16 protein-coding genes and 2 tRNA genes are annotated in these 18,984 nt (G+C 54.2%); 6 read left to right on the top strand and 12 right to left on the bottom strand.

The window, feature by feature from the left end:
• Positions 1-111 precede the first annotated feature (111 nt).
• Both PZA18_RS04650 and PZA18_RS04645 read right to left on the bottom strand, forming a co-directional pair.
• A complete protein-coding gene (locus tag PZA18_RS04650) occupies positions 112-1,314 on the bottom strand; it encodes a right-handed parallel beta-helix repeat-containing protein (protein ID WP_284099629.1) in 1,203 nt (400 codons plus the stop codon).
• A 1,161-nt stretch (positions 1,315-2,475) separates the two neighbouring features.
• A complete protein-coding gene (locus PZA18_RS04645; protein WP_308447327.1) occupies positions 2,476-3,897 on the bottom strand; it encodes an inorganic phosphate transporter in 1,422 nt (473 codons plus the stop codon).
• 274 nt (positions 3,898-4,171) lie between these two features.
• Between PZA18_RS04645 and PZA18_RS04640 the strand changes: the two genes are divergently transcribed.
• Both PZA18_RS04640 and PZA18_RS04635 read left to right on the top strand, forming a co-directional pair.
• Positions 4,172-4,936, top strand: a complete 765-nt coding sequence (locus tag PZA18_RS04640; protein WP_284099627.1) for an SDR family oxidoreductase — start codon at positions 4,172-4,174, stop codon at positions 4,934-4,936.
• The gene (locus PZA18_RS04635; RefSeq protein ID WP_284099626.1) at positions 4,936-5,316 is read left to right on the top strand and encodes an RNA-binding S4 domain-containing protein; all 381 of its coding nucleotides are present in this window, start codon (positions 4,936-4,938) and stop codon (positions 5,314-5,316) included. The genes PZA18_RS04640 and PZA18_RS04635 overlap by 1 nt, the downstream gene beginning before the upstream one ends.
• A gap of 6 nt (positions 5,317-5,322) precedes the next feature.
• Here PZA18_RS04635 and PZA18_RS04630 read toward each other — a convergent pair whose 3' ends face one another.
• Together PZA18_RS04630 and PZA18_RS04625 are read right to left on the bottom strand one after the other, a co-directional pair.
• Complete coding sequence (locus tag PZA18_RS04630) at positions 5,323-5,943, bottom strand: CDP-alcohol phosphatidyltransferase family protein (protein ID WP_284099625.1); 621 nt, start codon at positions 5,941-5,943, stop codon at positions 5,323-5,325.
• 85 nt (positions 5,944-6,028) lie between these two features.
• Positions 6,029-6,514, bottom strand: a complete 486-nt coding sequence (locus PZA18_RS04625) for a DCC1-like thiol-disulfide oxidoreductase family protein (protein WP_284099624.1) — start codon at positions 6,512-6,514, stop codon at positions 6,029-6,031.
• A gap of 57 nt (positions 6,515-6,571) precedes the next feature.
• Between PZA18_RS04625 and ubiG the strand changes: the two genes are divergently transcribed.
• The gene (gene ubiG, locus PZA18_RS04620) at positions 6,572-7,363 is read left to right on the top strand and encodes a bifunctional 2-polyprenyl-6-hydroxyphenol methylase/3-demethylubiquinol 3-O-methyltransferase UbiG (RefSeq protein WP_284099623.1); all 792 of its coding nucleotides are present in this window, start codon (positions 6,572-6,574) and stop codon (positions 7,361-7,363) included.
• Between the two features lie 103 nt (positions 7,364-7,466).
• Here the strand turns inward: ubiG and PZA18_RS04615 are convergent, their stop codons facing one another.
• The 5 genes from PZA18_RS04615 to PZA18_RS04595 form a co-directional block, all read right to left on the bottom strand.
• Entirely contained in the window at positions 7,467-7,940 is a 474-nt protein-coding gene (locus PZA18_RS04615) for a copper chaperone PCu(A)C (RefSeq protein ID WP_284099622.1), read from the bottom strand.
• A gap of 158 nt (positions 7,941-8,098) precedes the next feature.
• Entirely contained in the window at positions 8,099-8,845 is a 747-nt protein-coding gene (locus PZA18_RS04610) for a SapC family protein (RefSeq protein ID WP_284099621.1), read from the bottom strand.
• Between the two features lie 105 nt (positions 8,846-8,950).
• The gene (locus PZA18_RS04605) at positions 8,951-9,355 is read right to left on the bottom strand and encodes a protein YgfX (RefSeq protein WP_284099620.1); all 405 of its coding nucleotides are present in this window, start codon (positions 9,353-9,355) and stop codon (positions 8,951-8,953) included.
• Positions 9,356-9,426: 71 nt separating this feature from the next.
• The gene (locus tag PZA18_RS04600) at positions 9,427-10,119 is read right to left on the bottom strand and encodes an SIMPL domain-containing protein (protein ID WP_284099619.1); all 693 of its coding nucleotides are present in this window, start codon (positions 10,117-10,119) and stop codon (positions 9,427-9,429) included.
• Between the two features lie 16 nt (positions 10,120-10,135).
• Entirely contained in the window at positions 10,136-10,495 is a 360-nt protein-coding gene (locus tag PZA18_RS04595) for a hypothetical protein (protein WP_284099618.1), read from the bottom strand.
• Positions 10,496-11,197: 702 nt separating this feature from the next.
• On the opposite strand from PZA18_RS04595, the gene PZA18_RS04590 reads away from it, so the two are divergent.
• A complete protein-coding gene (locus tag PZA18_RS04590; protein WP_284099617.1) occupies positions 11,198-11,542 on the top strand; it encodes a hypothetical protein in 345 nt (114 codons plus the stop codon).
• Positions 11,543-11,570: 28 nt separating this feature from the next.
• Here PZA18_RS04590 and PZA18_RS04585 read toward each other — a convergent pair whose 3' ends face one another.
• Entirely contained in the window at positions 11,571-14,225 is a 2,655-nt protein-coding gene (locus tag PZA18_RS04585; RefSeq protein ID WP_284099616.1) for a hybrid sensor histidine kinase/response regulator, read from the bottom strand.
• Positions 14,226-14,683: 458 nt separating this feature from the next.
• Positions 14,684-16,963 carry a ribonuclease R gene (gene rnr / locus PZA18_RS04580; protein ID WP_308447326.1) on the bottom strand — a complete coding sequence of 760 codons (2,280 nt, stop codon included), beginning with the start codon at positions 16,961-16,963 and terminating at the stop codon, positions 14,684-14,686.
• A gap of 75 nt (positions 16,964-17,038) precedes the next feature.
• Here rnr and PZA18_RS04575 point away from each other — a divergent pair.
• Together PZA18_RS04575 and PZA18_RS04570 are read left to right on the top strand one after the other, a co-directional pair.
• Positions 17,039-17,125, top strand: a tRNA-Leu gene (locus PZA18_RS04575).
• Between the two features lie 171 nt (positions 17,126-17,296).
• A tRNA-Leu gene (locus PZA18_RS04570) sits at positions 17,297-17,383 on the top strand.
• A gap of 175 nt (positions 17,384-17,558) precedes the next feature.
• Here PZA18_RS04570 and PZA18_RS04565 read toward each other — a convergent pair.
• Positions 17,559-18,857 (bottom strand): adenylosuccinate synthase, encoded by a 1,299-nt coding sequence (locus tag PZA18_RS04565; protein ID WP_284099767.1) that lies wholly within the window; start codon positions 18,855-18,857, stop codon positions 17,559-17,561.
• Positions 18,858-18,984 lie beyond the last annotated feature (127 nt).

Here is an 18,984-nt window from a genome sequence, read left to right as displayed (position 1 = left end):
GCCGCATCAGCCCCCCCTCGTTGGAGTCGCATTCCCGACAGACCTTTCGACAAAACAAAGCCCCGTCGCAATCAACTTACGGCGGGGCCCAAAACCTACGAAAAGATCTACTTAGTTACCGATACAAGCGTGCGTTTCCTGATTGGTTACACCAGCGGGCATCGGGCTGAAGACAGCTTTCGAATCTGCCGTATTGTAGTTATAAGCGCTACTGGCGATAGCCCTGCCGCTTGGAACCTCAGTGCAGGAAGTAAGAACGTTAAGTTTTGTCACAGCCGTGTTATTACTCAACGTAGTGGGGTGAGTTGCATCGCCCATCCCATCCAGATTGATCGCGATAACACCCCCGCGAATATTGTTATTGGCAATAGTCCCTCCCCACAGCGGGATCGTTCCAGCCGTCCAGGCATGGTCACCTAAATTAAAGCCATAAAAGCACTGCTTACCTGGATTGGTATCGGTATATGCACAATCTACGGTGTTACCGGTAATTAAAGCCCCGGTAAAGTCTCCCCATCCTTTGGCACTGATGCGATCCTCCGGCGTATTGTGAAAGAAACTATGTAACATCATGGCAGAGAAAGCTTTCTTTCCAACTTGAGTTACCCTGTTGTCGGTCACTTTAACGTTTCTACCCCCTCCAACGATCAGACCCACATCGGTATTGTCAACCAGCCAGTTGTCAGCAATCACACTGTTGTGCGCATAACTTGCCGTTAATCCGTCAGACCACAGATTGGGTTCATTTACCCCGTTATTTGAAATAGTGTTTGAGCGAATCGTAGCGTTGTTACCCAAAAAACCGAGCGCTGTACCGCACAGAGCGTTAATTGATGCCGAATACTTTACGGTGAGATTGTCACCGAATAATTCTGCATTAAATCCATAACGATTATCGAAACCGCCGTCGCCAGCGCCTTTACACTTTGTATATGCGGCACTCCCACTTCGACTTGCACGATTGCCGTCCAGTACGATGTGATCAATTGTGATCCCATCTACTCGATTGGGTGGATTGGTCTTACTATCGATACTGCCGCTCTTACCATTGGCATCAACCGTGTTCAACATCCCTGCATAGACGAGGAGCTGTGGATCAGCGATCAAACGCACACACTCATTACCGTCTATGGCGCATCTGGTCGTTGAATTCTCCAATCCTTGGGTGCGGAGCGTTACCGACTTCTTCAGGCCAATCTGACTATCAACCCGATATTTCCCTGCGGGTAACGCAAGAACCCCCCCGGTTGGCAAGCTATCCAAACAGGTTTGAATCGCTCTTGACGCAGGAGTAGCGCCGGAAATATCAGCCATCACCGGTTGCCCAGTTGAGGACTTACAGATCTGGACTATTTTTTGTGGCAAACAGGTGTGAATGGTAGATCCACCATACTGACCTGGTCCCCGATCAATAACCGCACGCGTGGGCTGCGCCTGGAAATTTGCAGGGCACGAGCAAGTGCCATTTGTGTAGGGATTCCCGCTTCGACACACCGCATTGTCATCAATCTGATATGCCCCCCCGAATGCCACGGGAGCATTCGTACTCTTAGCACACAGCGCTAGTGTCGAACCCCAAATCACGCCAGGACTGGGATCAAACAGGGTACGCAACGCAATTGGACTGGAACCGCTTGGGCAGGAACAGGACCCTGTCAACTTATTCGCGATCCTGCAGTTCTTGCTGTCATCATGCATATATAGACCAGCAAATGAACTCAGCGCCGAGGAGCCGGATGAGCACGCCAAGAAATTAGAACCGCCAATTCCCCCAGCACCGTCTCCAATCACACGAACGTTATAAGCGGGTCCCTCAACACTTGGGCAAGAACACTTACCTGTCAGGAAGTTGGCCACATTGCAGGGTTTGGATGCAGCATCGTTAGCCTGGTAAACACCATCAAACTCAAGACCTATTGCAAAACTGGTTCGATGAATTGCAAGGCAACAAAGGAAAATCGCACATAGCATGAGCCATGTACCACGAAATGAAATTCGGGTATTCAATTGGTTTCTCCGCAATAAACAAGATATGTCATTGATCCATCTTCGTTTTAAATATTTATAGAAATCAATAACTTAATTATGATTGAATTTTCAGATCAAAAACTCTGACGGGCATAAGCTTTATGCAACAAGCATTTCCCTTGCAAGCTCGCACCTCAACCAGAATGATTGTCAAACCATCAAACAATCAAACTACGTTGGATTTTAACAAGTATTAGCGTTTTCCCGTATACCAAAACAAAGAAAAATAGAGGTATTGAGATGGGATTATTGCCTCTTCCATTACTATCAAATACCTGATACGGGCGATCAGAGAATCTCTATAAAACATGCGAATAAGATGCAAGCAAACAAACTGCATGTAGCAAGATACGGATTGGATTTGCACTCAGGCAATCCATTCAGGTAATAAAAAAACGCTGCCATCTCGCGATAGCAGCGTTTTAGGGTAGAAGCCGGGATTTAAGGTCAGCCCAGAATATGGGTCAGTATCCAGAATAATCCGGCTGCAAGCGCCATGCTTGATGGCAAAGTCAGCACCCAGGCAATCAGGATAGTGCGAACCGTACCGCCCTGAACGCCACTACCACCAACCACCATCGTGCCCGCCACGCCAGATGACAGCACATGGGTCGTTGACACCGGCAGGCTGAAGACGTTTGCCAGACCAATTGAACAGGCAGCAACGATCTGCGCACACATACCTTGGGCATAGGTCATCCCTTGGCGTCCGATACGTTCACCAACCGTTTCCACCACGCGCTTCCAACCCACCATGGTGCCAATGCCCAATGCCAGGGCCACTGCCACAATCACCCACACCGGCGCGTACTCGGTAGTGGTAGTCAGATCTTTACGCAACTTCTCCAGATCAGCCACTTCACGCTTTGGCAACTTGGGCAGCTTCGCGACCTTCTTGGCTGTGTCATCCAGACACAGCAGATAGCGCCGAACCTGTTGGCGGGTTTCTGGGGCCAGCGTGTTGTAGTTGTTTACGCCGTTAAGCGCCGCCTGTAAGGCGAAAATGGTCGGTTCGGTCAGCGTGGGTTCGCATTTGAACTTGGCGGGTAGCTCGCTCTGCGTCCGCTTGCCGAGAGCCAGATAATCAGAAAGGTGGGCTTGATTGCGCTGATAAAACTGTGCCAGATGCGCTGCTGCATCACGTGTTCGCTCAATCTGGTAGGGCGTAGCATCCAGATCCAGCACAAATTTGGCCGGAACAATCCCAATCAGCACCAGCATGATCAGGCCGATACCTTTCTGGCCGTCATTTGAACCGTGCACAAAGCTCACACCCATCGCGCTCAGCACCAGTGCCAAGCGGTTCCAGAATGGGGGATGCTTCTTTCCGTCATCAAGGCGACGCATCTCTGGCGTCTTGTGCATTTTCGACAAAGGCAGGTAGCGCCGGAACAGCCACAGCATCAGGCCTGCCAGCAGGAATCCTGCTGTAGGAGATACCACCAGCGATATCATGATATCAGTGGCCTTTTTCCAGTTGATCCCCTCCGCTACTGGCACACCGGTCAACACGGCATTGGTCAAGCCAACGCCCAGGATTGAACCGATCAGAGTGTGGGAGCTCGATGCGGGGATACCGAAGTACCAAGTCCCGAAGTTCCAAAGAATGGCTGCAGCAAGCAGGGAAAAGACCATTGCCAGACCATGCCCGGTGCTGACGTTTATCAGCAACTCGACAGGTAGCAGATGCACGATGGCGTACGCTACGCCAACCCCCCCCAGCAACACGCCCAAAAAATTGAAGATGCCCGAGCAAACCACAGCCACCCTTGGCGGCATCGCCTTGGTGTAGATCACCGTGGCAACTGCGTTTGCGGTGTCGTGAAAGCCATTGATAAATTCAAAAGCCAGAACAAAAGACAATGCCAAACAAAGACTTAGAGCAATACCCGGCTCAAGCCCTGAGAATATTTCGAACATTTAGATCAGTCAGGATTTAAGAAAACCCTCGTATTATCCGGCAAAGTCACAATTCCTGCCCGCTTGACTTTGCAGTTTTCTTACCCACCGCCTTTCGCTTTCGCACTTTTGACGTAAAGACCCTGTGCCACAAAGCGCCGACCTTCTTGCGTTGTCGCAAGACGGCCGGAGGTGCGATTCAGGTAAAATGTTGCTTTGACATCAAACCAACGACATCGCAGACATGAGCGACTGGAAACACTACTCGGCCCCATCAGACCTTTTGAAAGATCGGGTAATCATGGTAACAGGGGCATCTCAAGGTATTGGCGAAGCCGCTGCGCTGGCGCTGGCCAGACATGGCGCCACGGTGGTATTGATCGCCCGTACCGCAAAAAAGCTGGAAAAAGTCTATGACGCCATCGAGGCTGCCGGTGGCCCACAACCTGCCGCCATCCCCTTTGACCTGAAGTCGGCGACTGATCAGGATTACGAAAACCTGGCCAATCTGGTCTGGAAGGAATTGGGGCGGCTGGATGGCATCCTGCACTGCGCCCATGGCTTCTCGCACCTTTCGCCCCTTTTGCTGCAGAAGGTCGATGAATGGGTAGAGATGTTCCGCGTTAACGTTGCCGCACCATTCGGCCTTACCCGCGCCTGTATGCCGCTACTGAAGCGCTCCCCAGACGCTGCCGTGCTGTTGGTGAGCGAAACGCACGCGCAGGCACCCAAAGCTTATTGGGGCGGCTATGCAGTCACCAAGTCGGCACTGTCGCCATTCCTGACCATTGCCGCGAGCGAGTGGGACAACCTGCCAAACCTGCGTATCAATATGCTTGTGCCGGGGCCGGTCCACTCCCCCTTCCGTACCAAGACTCACCCAGGCGAATCCAAAGACTCGCTGCCGTCGATCGAATCCTTGCTACCAGGACTGCTCTATTGGATGGGCCCAGCCAGCACAGGACGTAGCGGTGAGCTCATTGACGTTGCCGCATCAGGTCAAAGCTGATGGATGCACCACGCATCGACAAGTGGCTTTGGGCGGCCCGTTTCTTCAAGACGCGGGGCTTGGCACAAGATGCCATTGATGGCGGCCATGTCCACATCAATGGTGACCGGCCCAAGCCCGCTCGTACGGTAAAACTTGGCGACAGGATCAGAGTCCGGAACCAAAGCGGTGAATATGAAATCGTCGTCGAGGGCCTTTCGGACCGGAGAGGACCGGCCACTGAAGCCCGGACTCTGTATCGAGAAACGGAAGAGAGCCTCGTCAAACGCGAACGGGAAGCCGAACTGAAAGCTCTGGCGCCGCAGTTTGATCACCCCGACGTCAAAGGTCGGCCGACCAAAAAGCTACGCCGTCAAATCGACCGATTCAATCGCGACTGAAGCCGCTCAGGGCTTGGGGATACGCAACGTCCGGCTGATCATCAGCGAGCCTGAAATCGCATACATGGTAACCAGTGGGTGAAACTGCCAGGGGCCAATGTAGATCAACCCGAGGTACAGCTGGTCCCCAATTCTGCCCTGCCATGCCGCAATCGCCAGCACCAACACCAGCACCAGGGATGTTGGGATAGGTGTGCCTTCAAAGTAGCGCACCTTGCCCGCATCCCCAGTCAGCTCCTCGGCTGTAATGTTAAATCGGGCGAGGCGGCTAACGCCGCAGGCGACAAAGTAGAGCAGAATCACACGATCCCACAGCCCCTGCATCCCTGCACCATAGGCAATCGCCGCAGGGGCGATTCCAAATGAAATCACATCCGCCAGCGAATCCAGCTCCCTTCCCAGTGGGGATTGCTCATGACGCCAACGCGCAACCTGACCATCCATCACATCGCACACCAATGCCAGCGGCAGTAAACCACATGCCAGCAACAGATGAAATGCCTCCCCGCTCTGCAGGTAAGACATCACCGAAAACAAGGCACCCGTCCCACAAAATGCATTGCCGAGGGTAATCCAGTCTGCAAGATGAAAACTGCGAATCATCGAAAGGTGGCGGGTTACTTTCATTTGTTTTGGTCTCAGTCGATCACGGCGACGATGGCCGCCCATAATGCCACTTTCAGCCGTCACCCAGGAGTGGTCAAGCCTCGCCTTAGTGCTCCAAGCCGGCTTTTCCTCGTTTCTGGTCAGAGCGACTTGTCTGCTGCAAGTTATCGATATAACGAATCCCCAGCAGTTTCAACAGCAGATTCCTGAATCCCTTCCCTATCGGATAGAGCACCCTAGCCCCAAGCGGGCTACTAAATGCCAGGTAATTCAGCCGGTTAAACCAGCCAGACCGAGTGGAAAGCAGGCTGAGAACATTGATCGCATCGGCACCGTAGTAAAGCACCTCGCCCATTTTTACCACCATCCCTTGATCGATATCCAAACCGGCGGCAGTGACTTCGTCCATCAGCGCACCGGGTTGGCGTGCGTCCACAAGACGCAACACCCCTGCTGCTTCGCGGATACGGACATAGCGACAGTACATTGTGCAGACTGGACATTCGCCATCGTAGATCAGCCAGATATCCGCCCGGTCCTGTGCCTGTGTTTGCATTGCAGTTCCTTTCATGATGAAGAAAGATTTGAACATATTTAACTATTTAGTTAATACTAATGCAACCACAACCATTCAAGTAACGAGAATCTTATGAACACTCCCAGCATAAACAATGCGCTGTACGACACCCTCTACGAAGAATGGTGGAGCGACGAGAGCTTCATGGCATTGCTGCGCACCGGTATTCATCCTGCACGCTTGGCTTACTTCAGGCAGATCCTGCAAACCTCTGGGGCTGGCCCACAAACATCGCCGCAAGTACTTGATATCGGCTGTGGTGGTGGCTTTCTGGCGGAAGCATTCGCTGAACTCGGGTATCAGGTGACAGGAATAGACCGTTCCGACGCTACGTTGAGCATTGCCCGTCGGCATGCCACACAACAGGCCTTAGATATTCACTATGAAAAGGGGGTTGCTGAAAACCTGCCAATCCCGCCAGCAAGCATGGATGTGGTGTGCTGTTGCGATGTCCTGGAGCACGTGGAGAGCCTCCCGCAGGTCGTCAGTGAGATCGCCCGTGTTCTTAAGCCTGGGGGACTATTCCTGTTCGATACAATTAACCGCACCCCTCTTAGCTGGCTGGTGGCAGTCAAGCTGGCGCAGGATTGGAGGTTGACGCGTGTGATGCCACCGAATACCCATGTATGGCACCAATTCATCAAGCCTAATGATCTGCAGCAACTGCTGGGGCAGCAACGTTTGACGCTAGCTGATATTTCAGGGCTTGGTCCAGGGGTATCGCCCTGGGCTGCAGTGTTAGCCCTGATGCGGCAAAAGCTAGGCTTCTCCAGCTATGCGCAGCTCGGTAGGGACATGCGGATGGTGGCTTGCAAGAACCAGCAGATCGCTTACATGGGCTATGCACGCAAGCAAGCCGGTTGAGATGAAACAGGATGCCGGATAATAAAAAGGCTGGTCACTGACCAGCCTTTAGGGAACTTCCCATCCCGTAGTGCCCGACAACTCGGGTTTTCGGGATCAGCAGTTAGTGTGCCTTCTTTTGCATATCAGCCGGATTGGCATCGATTGCTTCGACTTTGACCTCAACTGCCACCATGCCTGCTTTTTCAAACTGCAAGGTCAAAGGTATTTTCTCACCCGACTTCAGCGCACGTTTCAAGCCAAACAACATGATGTGTTCCGCTCCGGGCTGCAGCGCAATGCTGCCTTTGGCTGGAACGACAACTTTTGAGACTTGCCGCATTTTCATAACACCCTTTTCATGTACATGGGTGTGCAACTCGATCCGGTCCGCCAGTCCATCAGCCTTGGCACCAACCAGGGCGTCCGGAACATCGGCAGAATTCCCCAGCTTCAGATAAATCGCACCGGTGGTAGTCCCAGGAATGCTGGCCCTGGCCCAGGGCTGTTGAATCTCAAGGGCGCCTTGCTTGACGTCGGAAGCCTGCACCAGCCCTCCCATCAGCAAAGCAAACGCCAGCGTGACCATCAATCGCATGTCATTAAACTCCACATATAGATATAGTTTTTTGGGCGTTGCCCGGCAGCTATCAGCAGCCCGGCACTCTGCCGGTCGCTACTTCTGCACGGGCAAACACCATTCGGTCAGAAGTGTGTTTCGAATCTGCAACAATGATGCGCAATTCGGCTTGAAGATCAATGCACGGCAGGCGGGGCCTTCTTTACATCCTGCTCCATACGCATCGACAGGCGAGTCCCCAGGGCGTCGAGATTACCCAGCGATTGATAGTGCGCAAACACCCAGCCGATAAAGCCCTTGCGGAATGCGGATTCCAGCGCTTCACCACTCAGCTGACCGAATTTCTCCGAATCAACGACATGAAAACCGGCAAGGCGGAATTCCTGATTGTTTGAACGCAGCGTCACCTTGGCATCGGTTGGGACCAAGAGCTGGTTCTCAACCAGCCATTTGGTGAATTCATGGGTCTCGTCGAAATGAACGCGAACATTCTCAAGAAAGTCCAGCGTGCCCGCCAGGCGCTCTGCCAACTCGCCATCGGCCTTGAATAGCGGCTCACCAGCTTCCGTGCCGAAGCCGGTGTGGGCTTCGTCGTAGCACAGGGCATAGCGGCCTGTGCCGTTATCAGCGAGGGCAAATGGATAGCGGCGGATAAAAGCTGGCACGTAGCGGCCATCCCAAGCCCCACTTTCGGTCACAAACAGGTTTTCGCCATCACGTAGCGCCATCAGCGCCACTGGCATGGCAGAACCGTCAGGCGACACAGCAAACACCACCGGCATTTCACGCGCCAGCTCTGAGAATTCGACGCCAGCCACCGGGACAGAATCCGCCGTGGCGGCAAACAAGTAGTCGGTAATCGGGTCGAGCTTGAGGTTGGCATGCTCTTCGCGATTGATAAACACAAGCTTTTGGTAAAACACGGGCCAGGCTCCTTGCAGATTAATTCCGGAAAACGGGCGCGAATCGTAACCCGGTTCGGGATGCTACGCCATGACTGGTCACAGCTTGAGGAAGAAATCCGAGCATCAGGTACGGGCCCAGCACCAACGCAACCATACCCGCAGGCGGCGGCGAGCCACTGCATCACAGCTGTCCGGCCAGATCAGCAAAGTGGCTTTTCGCCCATCCTGAGATCGGTAACGCAAGGAAATGAGCCAAATAGACACAAAAGGCTGCGGCAACAGCTGTATGGGCTCACCATCGAGTTGAAGCAGTCCCCCAGGCTGGCACTGCAATTGGTGCGCCGGCTGGTGGTGAAAGCGGTACCAGCACCACCCGGCGCTAGCCGCCCAAAGCACGCCCGCCGCTACGGTAAGTGCGGGTTCCAGCCAAGGCAGGCACAGCACCGCCAAGCCATGCAGGGCCAACAGCCACAGCTGCTGTAAACGACTCGGGCGCAATGGTAAATGCAGTGTCGTATTGAAACTCACTACACTCCCTTCTTTCCGGCGGGATCAAGGCGGCGGAGTGTTCCGTATCAAACGGGAATTGGGATTGGTGCTCAGTCGCTGATTTCAACCGCGCCGCTTACATTGACCGTGACCTCCCCAGACCCGGCTTCAAACGAGGGCGTAGCAATTGCCGCTTCTGCCATTGGTGCGGCCCGGAATGACTCGAAACGCTGCTGTGGTTGTACTCCGCCACGGGTATTGAGCGAAATATTGGCAAGCTGATAGCTCTTGGCACCCAAGGCGCGCTGCACCAGCTCAGCCCGCCGTTTGAATGCCTGCATGGCTTCCTGCACCAGCTGATTCTCAGCCGCTTCGCGCGCTTCAGGCGAGACCGAGAAATTTACTCCGGTCAGCTGCATTGTCTGTTGCAGCTTGCCAATCAACTCTGCCAGCTGACGAAAATCCTTGCTGTTAAGCCGGACTTCGGCCCTGGCCCGCCAGCCATCAATCCGATTCGATTTGCCGTAAATCGGGTAACTGCTGTTGCCACCTGTGGTCACCCGGACAGCGCTGAAAGGCTTCGAGACCGCCAATGCCTCAGTCACGCTGCGATTCACTTTATCGGCCAGTCGGGCCGCGTCCTTGTCATCGAGTTCGACATATAGGGTGGCAAAGCCGACATCATTGGCAACTTCCCGCCGGGCTTCCGCCTGCAGATTCACGGTAGTTTTTGCGAAAGCAGGCAGCGCCACCAGCAGGCCGGCAGCCAATACAAAATGTTTCAGGTGCAGATTCAACAGCATCTCTCCTCGACCAAGTTTATTGAGCAATAACGTCTTGCGGGCTGTTCTGGATTTCACTATCCAGGGTATCGACCAGCATGGAATGGATTTCCACATCGAACCACTCCCAGAACAATTTGAGCGTCCGTTTCTGCGGCCATACTGATTCGTCTTCGTACCAGGAGGCGAGTTCCATTTCGAACAACTTGTCGGCAATGTCGTCGATGTACGAAATGCCGTCTTCCTGTTCGTTGACTTCGGGAATCATCAGCACCGTGCAGTCGTTGCGGATGTCCGCCAGCGAGAGCTTGATGTCGTTTTCTGGCACGCCATTGAGCCAGTCCAGAAATGGCTGCTTGGGTTTGATGACCGCGATGGATCTATCGACAAAATACATAGTGGGCTCCTGAGCGGTATTGAATTGAAATTGATTAGAACTGCGAAATCCGGCGAATGCCTGTCTCTGCTGGTATCTCACGCCCGATCTCGCCGGAATTGGGTTTGCTGCGGTATGAGTTCGCCTCCTAAATCAGCTTGATCCTCAGCGCAATCCACAAACTCATTATCGGCAATGCCTGGCGTTTCCCAACGAGTATGCTGCACCACAGCATAGCATTCACCGAATGGGATGTAATGGCCCGCACCATCAATCAACGTGGCGGCACCTCGGTTCAAAGCATCCTATTCTTTCAAGTAAGTACACAAGGAAGGGGGCTTTGCGTCATTCAGATCTCACTCCGTCACAGCCGTATGCCAGTTCGACAAAGTCTTGCCACGGAATCGCCAACGTGTGACATTTAGGCTCAGGTCAGGCTTTTTGCCATGCCAATTCTCTGGCTAGAACCCACCAGAATTGGCACCAGCTTCGGGGTGGTCGGATCTTTCACGGCCGTTGCGGTAGCTCTCTAACTGCCACACGTTCTCTTGCGAAGCCAGGGAGTTGGTCAGTTTGGGCATTGATTAACGCATGTATGACCGAAGACGCTGAGCGCGCTTCACTTTATGCCAGGCACCGCCTCGAAGAAGTGTCATCGATAAAAGAAACTTCATTTCAGTCTGGGCATCTCATCAACTATCGAACCGTCGGATAGCACGCATCATGTTCGATCAACGCACTGGCAATCGCCGACTGGTACGCTGGAAAGCCGCTGTGATTCCAGTCAATACAGAGCACGTCATACAGGCCTTCTGCACCGAAGTCGCACCGAAGGGGCTGGCGATGTTCTGCAAGGAGCAGCTGCAGGTCAACACTACCTACCGCATCATCATTGCCGTACCCGACCTCACCCACTCGACACAGAGCTATGTCGAGGTCTATGGCAAGCCGGTCTATTCCTCCTTGGTCGGATCGAATGGCGAATTTCGCACGGGGATGAAGCTGACCGAAGTCAGCCCGGAATACAAAGCCAAACTGGAGCAGTATTCTCGCAACCAGAATGTCTAGGCTTGGGCGGGTTGCCGATGCGGGCTGATCAGGTTTGACCTTTCGCGAGCCAACGCCGCATTTTCCTCACCGACAGGCGAATCGTATCGTCCAGCTTCACCCACTGCGGGTGCAGCTCACTCATCTGATGCTCGCCGCCCACACGCAGCATCTGCTTGGCCATGCGATCGAATTCAGCCGCCAGCAGGGCCGCTTGTGCCGCGCCAACCGCCGCCAGCGTACTCTTCAGGCGATGGGCAAAACGTTGCACCGTGATGGCATCGTCGTGCTCCATCGCAGATAGGCATTCCTCCCGCTCGGCAGGCCAGCTGCGGACAAACATTTCCGCCAACTGACGAAACAAGGCGTGGTCGATTCCGGCGTGCTGACGTGCCTGATCTGGGTCAAACAAGGCAGGAGGAAGGCCATGCTCAGCCACCGGCAAAGTCTCGGGACTAGAACCAAGGCGGCCCGCTGCCGCATCAACCAGCGTTCGCCGCAAGGCATCAGGCATGATGGGTTTGGACAAATAAGCATCCATCCCAGCCTCGAAGCAGGCCAGCCGATCTGCCGGCAGAACATTGGCCGTTAACGCCACGATCGGCACCGGCTTGTTATCCCACTCCCGTTCCATGGCACGGATACGCTGCGTCGCCTCCAGGCCGTCCATGACAGGCATCTGCATGTCCATCAACACCAGATCAAAGGGCTGGCTGGCAAACTGTTCCAGCGCTTCTGCACCATTCTCGGCCAAGGTCACTACATGGCCATCTCTTTCCAGTAGAGCCGAAGCCAAGCGCCGGTTGATCGGGTGATCCTCCACCACCAGAATGTTCATGGGCTTGGCAATTTCAGCCTCTTGCGGTTGTGGTTCCACAACCGGCTCGGCAATTGGGAATTCCAGAGTAAAGCGGAAGGTACTCCCTTTGCCCAGCTCGCTTTCCAGCCACATTTTTCCGCCCATCATCGTCACCAGACGACGGCTCAAGGTCAGGCCCAGCCCGGTTCCGCCGTAACGCCGGGTAATCGAGTTGTCAGCTTGCGAGAACGACTCGAAAACCGCGCCTTGTTTATCCGGGGCGATACCGATGCCAGTATCTTCCACAGTAAACCGCAAACGCACCTGGGATGGTTCGGCAGCCTCCAGCTTTACCCTTAGCGAAACCGTGCCGACTTCCGTGAACTTGATGGCGTTGCCAATCAGATTCACCAGCACCTGCTGCAAACGGCCAGGATCTCCCAGCAGCCCGTTTGGCACGGCCTCCGCAACCTCGTTTGCCAGCGCCAACCCCTTGTCTTCGGCCGACAGGCCCAGAACAGCAATGGTCTGATCGACAACCTCCCGCAAACTGAAAGGCTCTTGCACAATGGCCAGCTTGCCGGCCTCAATCCGCGAGAAATCGAGAATGTCATTGATGATTTTCAGCAGGTTCTGTGACGACACCCGCACGATTTCGACCAGCTCGCGCTGCTCATCATTAAGCCCCGTCTCCGCCAGCAGACCACTCACGCCGACAATGGCATTCATCGGCGTCCGGATCTCATGGCTCATATTGGCGAGGAACTGGCTCTTGGCGACGCTCGCCGCTTCCGCCGCTTCACGCGCGTCAATCAGCTGACGCTCAAATGCCCGACGCAAGGTCAGGTCACGCCAGATGCCCAGAATCAGCGAGCGGTCGCCCAAGGTGACTTCAGTGATGGCAATTTCGACAAACAGGTCACTGCCGTCATCGCGCCTGAATTGCCAGTCAAAGCGATGCCAGCCCCGCCGACGAACCAGCTCAACGGCTTGGCGGGCACGCTCGACGGAGAGCGACCCATCAGGCTGAGTGGTTGGATAGAACCGTGCGGTGTCGTGGCCAATCAATTCGCCACGATCCACACCCAGCATTTCCAGCGTGGCGGCGTTGCAATCCACTACTCGATTGTTGCGAGGATCAACCAGCAGCATGGCATCTGCCGACTGCTCAAACAGCAGCCGAAATTGGTCTTCCGATTCCCGCTGACCAGAGACATCGCGGGCATTTAGCAGTAAGGCCGTCGAGCCGGTCACCGGGTCCGGGATCTGGCGCAAGTCAATGCTGAACCAGACCTGGCCACGCCGGGTTTGCAGTTCCGCCTCAACGCTGGCCACCTCCCCGGCCACAGCCTGGCTCCACACCAGCAAGCCCAGATCGGTGTCGATAAACAGTTCTGTGAGGTGATTCCGGCTATTGGTATCAGCCAGCTGGGGAAACGCCTGCAAGGCTGCAGGGTTGTGCATCAATACCCCGGCATCCAGGCCAAACAAGGCGACTACGGCATCCGTGTGCCGCATGGCTTCAAGACCGCGTAGCGTTGCCGGGTCGGCAATCTGGTCAGCCAGCTGCGCTTGAAACAGCAGTCCCATTCTGCCTTCGGGCAAGGCCACAGCCATTTCCGTCAGGTGCAGTGGCTTGGGCTCCTGCCCAGGGTAGATGGTCCACTGCTCCGAGCAACACTCACCAGCACTTACACGTGCCAGCGCAGCAGTCAGCCGTACGATCGCGACTTCGGAAATCCCAGAAAAATCTTGCTGCAGCAACGCCTCCAGGCTGCTGGCCTGCCATAGCCTGACCGCCTCAGCATTGGCCCAGCGGATGCGCCACAACGAAAGATCGAATACCCAGACAGGAGTCGCCAGCCATTCATACGCTGGTAACGTTGACCATTCGATTGCTTTCATTGCGCTATCTGCCTGGACTCTGTTGACATTGAATTTCCGGATCGCGCTTCGTCGGATTGGAGCCTGATGCAAGGCGAAAGCGCGCCGATTAGTGGCAAATCACGCGATTTCCCGTCTCGGCTCACAGGCTGTTGGCGCACGATGCAAGCTTTACAACCTGGCCATCAATGTGGCGACCGGCTTAAATCCGGCGAGGCCCTCCATCCCTCAAGGGGGATGGCGTGGCAACAAGCCGCTTTGCGGCAACCGCCACGCAAGGCCGGGTCGGGTTTTGGGGCAGAGGGTGTCGTCAGGGGCCGCTTAATTCGCGCGCCGAGCTGCTCTCACCCCGCCATGTGTGGTGGTTGGCGCTTTAGCTCCTTACCCTTCACGGTCTACTCCCTTAAGGGTATCGCTCCGCCCCCAAACTCAGCCCGGCGCGGCCGCAAAAACGTCGGCCGGAAAAACGTCAATAGCGCCTAGCGTTTGACCCGCTTACGGCCTTTGGCGGGTATTGCAGGCGCTGCCTCGGCCGACACACGCTCACGCGGCGTTTCCACCAATACGAAGTCAATTTTGCTGGTTTCCAGATCGACTCGGGCAACCTTGATGGTCAAACGATCTGTGAGCCGATAGACCTTGCCGCTACGTTCTCCACGCAACTCGTGCCGCCCCTTTTCGTAGTGGAAATAGTCGCTTCCCAATTCGGAAATATGCACGAGACCTTCCACGAACACATCGTCAAGCAACACGAACAAGCCGAAGCTGGTAATGGCGCTGACCGTACCGGAGAAAACCTCGCCAAGCTTGTCGCGCATGTAGTAGCACTTGAGCCAATTCTCCACGTCGCGCGTTGCATCATCGGCCTGACGCTCAGTTGCCGAGCAATGCTCACCAATATCCTTCCACTTGCCCGGCTTGTACTCGGTCTGAGACAGCACAGCCTTAATGGCCCGATGTACCAATAAGTCCGGGTAGCGCCGTATCGGGGAAGTGAAGTGGGTGTAAGACTCATATGCCAAACCAAAGTGGCCGACTTTGTCCGGGCTATACACCGCTTGTTGCATGGAACGAAGCAACATGGTCTGCAACAGCGCCGCATCGGGACGGGCTTTGATCTGTTCCGCCAGCTTCGCATAGTCCTTGGTGGTCGGCTCTTCTGCGCCGCCTAAGCTCAAACCACGCTCGTTCAGGAACCGCCGCAGATTATCGAGCTTTTCCTCGGTTGGCCCCTCATGAATCCGATACAGAGCTTTGTGCCGATTGCTACGCAGGAATTCTGCAGCACAAACGTTAGCAGCCAGCATGCATTCCTCAATCAGGCGGTGGGCGTCATTCCGATGAACTGGCACGATCTTTTCGATTTTGCCCACGTCGTTGAAGATCATCTGCGTCTCAGTGGTATCAAAATCAATTGCCCCTCTGCGCTGCCTGGCTTGCAACAACACATTGAATAGCGCGTACAGTTCCTGGAGGTGAGGGACCAGCGACGCCCGCTTCTGCGCTGCGACACCTTGCGGCTCTTGCAGAATGTTCCATACCTCGGTGTAAGTAAAACGTGCCTGAGACAACATCACCGCCGGATAAAAACGGTAATCCTTAACCACGCCCCGCGCCCCGATGGTCATGTCGCATACCATGCATAAACGCTCGACGTCCGGATTCAATGAGCAAATGCCATTCGACAGCGCTTCCGGCAGCATTGGGATGACGCGGCGAGGGAAATACACGGAGTTACCCCGCTCATAACCTGTTTCATCCAACGCATCCCCCGGCCGGACATAGTGGCTAACGTCTGCAATCGCCACCACCAAGCGCCAGCCTTTGCCTTTGCGTTCAGCAAAGACCGCATCATCAAAGTCTCTAGCGGTTTCGCCATCAATCGTCACCAGAGGAATATCGCGAAGATCCACACGCTTCAAGCCTTCAGGAGTTTTCCAATCTAGCTTACGCACCTTGCTTGGTGTCTTTTTTGCCTGCGCCAACGCGGCATCAGAAAACACATGCGGCAAATTATGTTTACGCAAGGCAATCTCGATTTCCATCCCCGGATCTCCATAATCCCCAAGGATTTCAACCACCTTCGCCACACACTGCGCATACTTGCTGGGCTGAGAAAGGATCTCGGCCACCACCACCTGGCCCGGCTTGGCGGGCAAACCTGCATCGGCTCCTTGGGCAATCAGAATGTCCTGGCTGATGCGTTTATCTTCGGCAATCACAAAGGCTACGCCGCGCTCGGAATGTAATCTCCCCACAACGAGCCTATTACCACGATCCAGCACTTCAACAACCTTGCCTTCGCGCCGCCCGCGACGATCAAGCCCAATCTCCCTTGCCATGACTTTGTCGCCATGCAAGACCTTGTGCATCTCTTTCGGCGAAAGGAATAGATCTGGGCTGCCGTCCTCAGGGATAACAAAACCAAAGCCTTCTGGATGCCCCTGTACCCGTCCCTTGATCAGGTCAAGCTTGTCTGCAACACAAATAGCGCCTTTGCGATTGACAACGATCTCACCGTCACGAGCCATGGCACTTAAGCGACGCGTGAAAAATTCCAGCTCTTGCTTCGAAATTTCAAAGAGCTGAGCCAGTTCATCCGAGAACATCGGCACCCCTCTTTGCGCCATGACCTCCAGCATGAATGCCCGGCTGGGCAGCGGCGTCGGATATTTTTTTCGCTCCTCCTCCAGATAGGGGTCTGATTCTCTAAGGGATTTAAAATTAGCAGATTTAATTTTTGATTTTTTAGCGTTCATAGTGTTGACACACCGTTCAGATTCTCTAAAATGCGCATCTCTCGACGCGCTGACTAAGTATTACAGCAAATCGAAGCCCAGGTGGCGGAATTGGTAGACGCACTAGGTTCAGGTCCTAGCGGTAGCAATACCGTGGAAGTTCGAGTCTTCTCCTGGGCACCACCAAATTCAGAAAAAGCTCCAGATAATTCTGGGGCTTTTTTATTTTGTTTCTTCCAAATGTCATCCAAATAATTCAAAGTTGTTTTTATGAATTTATTGTTGACAGGCGGCAATAAAACGTTATAATTCACACCTCTCGACGCACTGAAAAGTTCTTTGCAGTTAGTCGAAGCCCAGGTGGCGGAATTGGTAGACGCACTAGGTTCAGGTCCTAGCGGTAGCAATACCGTGGAAGTTCGAGTCTTCTCCTGGGCACCATCAAATTTAGGAAAAGCCCTAGCAAATGCTAGGGCTTTTTTGCATTCCCGCCCAGCTCTTCGCATACAGACCAAAACAGCAGAATAAGCCCACGCCTTTACAACCAAGCTGTGTGATGCAGTCAGTTGCCATGCCGTGCAATAAAAGAGCGGCAAGCTGCCGCTCTTGTTGCTAGTTAACGCGCGCCGAATGGGTGCCGCCTAACAATGGTTTCTTCACGATCTGGGCCAGTCGAAATTAAATCGATCGGCGCACCGCAAACCGCTTCAATCCGCTCCAGATAGAGTCGGGCATTTAATGGCAGATCTTCATACCGCTTCACGCCAACAGTGCTTTCCGACCATCCCGGCAGCTCTTCGTAAATTGGTGAGCAACCCGCCAACTCTTCAGCGCCAACCGGCAAGATATCGCGGACCTCACCATCAATCTTATATCCGGTACACAGCCTGATGGTCTCCATGCCATCCATGACGTCCATCTTGGTCACACAAAGGCCAGAAACACCATTAATCTGGATGGAACGCTTAAGCGCAGCTGCATCAAACCAACCACACCTGCGTGGGCGTCCGGTCACCGACCCAAATTCATTGCCACGCTTGGCTAAGCCTGCACCGACGTCATCAAACAACTCAGTGGGAAATGGCCCAGAACCAACGCGGGTGGTATACGCCTTTGTAATACCCAGAACATAGTGAAGCATCTGCGGAGCCACTCCGGCACCCGGCGCAGCGGCGCCTGCCACACAATTGGACGAGGTCACGTAAGGATAAGTCCCATGATCAACATCCAATAATGTGCCTTGCGCCCCTTCAAACAAGAATTGCTTACCCGCGACACTGCCATCATTCAGCAAGCGAGACACATCCGCCACCATAGGTGCAATGCGCTTGGCAAGCAACATCACCTCGTCGAGAGTCTGCTGGAAGTCAACCGGCTGGACCTTAAAGTAATTGGTAAGCTGAAAGTTGTAGTATTCGAGATTTTCCTTGAGCTTGGTTTCAAATCGCTCACGATGGAATAGATCCTGTACCCGAATGGCGCGGCGAGCGACTTTATCCTCATACGCTGGACCGATGCCACGTCCGGTAGTACCGATCTTTCCAGCACCTTTGGCACTTTCCCGTGCTTGGTCCATCGCAACGTGGTAAGGCAGAATCAAGCTACAAGCTTCAGAAATCTTCAGTCGGCTTGCAACATCCACCCCGCTCGCCTCCAACTCGTCAATCTCGGACATCAGTGCCTGCGGAGATACGACAACACCATTGCCGATATAGCAAGCCACACCTTCGCGCAAGATTCCCGACGGAATCAAACGCAATACGGTTTTCTTCCCACGAATCACCAAAGTGTGTCCTGCATTATGGCCCCCCTGGAAGCGGACAACGCCATCGGCATGATCGGTCAGCCAATCAACAATCTTGCCTTTACCTTCGTCACCCCACTGGGTACCAATAACTACAACATTACGGCTCATAACTTCCTCTATGCTTGTTTCAGTTCGAAACACCTACTTCAACCCAAGTCCAACCCCACCCTCACGTAAAGGGTAGCTCATACACTCATTGCTCACTGAAATTTACAGCCAAGAACCGTGAACCAAA

This window comes from Parachitinimonas caeni (assembly GCF_030129945.1).
Lineage (GTDB): Bacteria > Pseudomonadota > Gammaproteobacteria > Burkholderiales > Chitinimonadaceae > Parachitinimonas > Parachitinimonas caeni.
This window is presented reverse-complemented; position numbering and strand designations above follow the sequence as displayed.

Bases quoted from the DNA above. Each gene is read 5' to 3' on its own strand.
- PZA18_RS04650 (WP_284099629.1), bottom strand. From the start codon at position 1,314: ATGGCTGATATTTCCGGCGCTACTCCTGCGTCAAGAGCGATTCAAACC.
- PZA18_RS04640 (WP_284099627.1), top strand. From the start codon at position 4,172: ATGAGCGACTGGAAACACTACTCGGCCCCATCAGACCTTTTGAAAGAT.
- PZA18_RS04635 (WP_284099626.1), top strand. From the start codon at position 4,936: ATGGATGCACCACGCATCGACAAGTGGCTTTGGGCGGCCCGTTTCTTC.
- PZA18_RS04630 (WP_284099625.1), bottom strand. From the start codon at position 5,943: ATGAAAGTAACCCGCCACCTTTCGATGATTCGCAGTTTTCATCTTGCA.
- PZA18_RS04625 (WP_284099624.1), bottom strand. From the start codon at position 6,514: ATGTTCAAATCTTTCTTCATCATGAAAGGAACTGCAATGCAAACACAG.
- ubiG (WP_284099623.1), top strand. From the start codon at position 6,572: ATGAACACTCCCAGCATAAACAATGCGCTGTACGACACCCTCTACGAA.
- PZA18_RS04615 (WP_284099622.1), bottom strand. From the start codon at position 7,940: ATGCGATTGATGGTCACGCTGGCGTTTGCTTTGCTGATGGGAGGGCTG.
- PZA18_RS04600 (WP_284099619.1), bottom strand. From the start codon at position 10,119: ATGCTGTTGAATCTGCACCTGAAACATTTTGTATTGGCTGCCGGCCTG.
- PZA18_RS04595 (WP_284099618.1), bottom strand. From the start codon at position 10,495: ATGTATTTTGTCGATAGATCCATCGCGGTCATCAAACCCAAGCAGCCA.
- PZA18_RS04590 (WP_284099617.1), top strand. From the start codon at position 11,198: ATGTTCGATCAACGCACTGGCAATCGCCGACTGGTACGCTGGAAAGCC.
- PZA18_RS04585 (WP_284099616.1), bottom strand. From the start codon at position 14,225: ATGAAAGCAATCGAATGGTCAACGTTACCAGCGTATGAATGGCTGGCG.
- rnr (WP_308447326.1), bottom strand. From the start codon at position 16,963: ATGAACGCTAAAAAATCAAAAATTAAATCTGCTAATTTTAAATCCCTT.
- PZA18_RS04565 (WP_284099767.1), bottom strand. From the start codon at position 18,857: ATGAGCCGTAATGTTGTAGTTATTGGTACCCAGTGGGGTGACGAAGGT.